General features: G+C 67.9%; 1 protein-coding gene. It reads right to left on the bottom strand.

Annotation, left to right across the window (positions count from 1 at the left end; genetic code table 11):
* Positions 1 to 970, bottom strand: a 970-nt coding sequence (locus ACXJKH_RS20845; protein ID WP_457322238.1) for a JmjC domain-containing protein, incomplete at its 3' end; no start/stop codon positions are given.
* Positions 971 to 1,201 lie beyond the last annotated feature (231 nt).

Raw genomic sequence — 1,201 nt, 5'->3', positions numbered from 1 at the left:
GCGCAGCTTCGATCTCTTCGCGCTGCACCGGCTCACCGCCGGGCATCACTTCACCGGCAGCGCGATAGGTGGTGATGAAGCGGCCGAACCAGTCGCCAAGCTTGTCGGGATCGTTCATGCGGATGGCGTTGAGCGCGTCGACCACGCGGTTCATCGCCACGACGTCGATTTCGTTTGGGTCCTCGGGCACGGTGAGGTCCGGGTCCTGGTAGCGGATGGACTCGTCGGCGCCTTCGATGAGGGTGTCAAGGTAATCGCTGATCAGCTCGGCCGAGGCCGGCGCACGCATGCCGAAGGAGAAGGTCAGGCACGGGTCTTCGGCGACGCCGTTGTGCGGGACGTTGGGCGGCAGGTAGAGCATGTCGCCGGGCGCCAGGACCCAGTCGTGGGTAGGCTTGAAGCGGCGCAGGAGCTTGAGTTCGACGTCGTCGCGGAAGTCCAGCGGGGGGCGTTTGCCCTTGCTGGATTCGCTGGCGTCGATCTGCCAGCGGCGGTGGCCGTAGGCCTGCAGGAGGAAGACGTCGTACTGGTCGACGTGGGCACCGACCGAGCCGCCGGTGGCGGCGAAGCTGACCATGACGTCGTCCATGCGCCAGCGCGGGAGGAAGTCGAAATGGCCGATGAGGGCGCGCACGTCCGGATCCCATTTGTCGACGTCCTGGACGAGCAGGGTCCAGTCGTGGTCGGGCATGCCGGGGAATTCTTCTTCCTGGAACGGTCCGGTGCGCACGCTCCAGCCATCGGTGGCGCGATCGTGGGTGATCAGGCGGGCGAGGGCGGTGTCTTCGCAGGCCAGGCCGGCGAGGTCTTCGGGCTGGATGGGGGTCTGGAAGTCGGCGAAGGCGGCGCGGATGAGCAGGGGGCGCTTCTGCCAGTAGTCGCGCAGGAAGGTGGCCGCGGGCATGCCCAGCGGGAGGCCGGGGCGGGCCTGGATTTCGATGACGGGGGTCTTGGTCTTGCGGGCAGCCATGGGGGAATCCTTGGAGCGTGTAGACGGAAAGCGGGGGCGCGGCGTAGGCCGGCGCGAGCGGGTCTATTGTCCGCTGGTTGGGGCGGATGTGCACCTGCGTTGGGGTGTCGCGGAGTGGGGCGTTGGTCGCAAACGTTAACTGCGGCGCGTCGATTGTCCAGGGCGTGAGGTGGCCGGGCAGCCTTGCCCAGGACACGCCGTAAACCCGTCCCTGGGGGCTCGTGGGCGCCA

The sequence above is a fragment of the Stenotrophomonas sp. P5_B8 genome (genome assembly GCF_054049855.1).
Note: the sequence above shows the minus strand (reverse complement) of the source record. Positions and strands in the feature narration are given on the sequence as shown.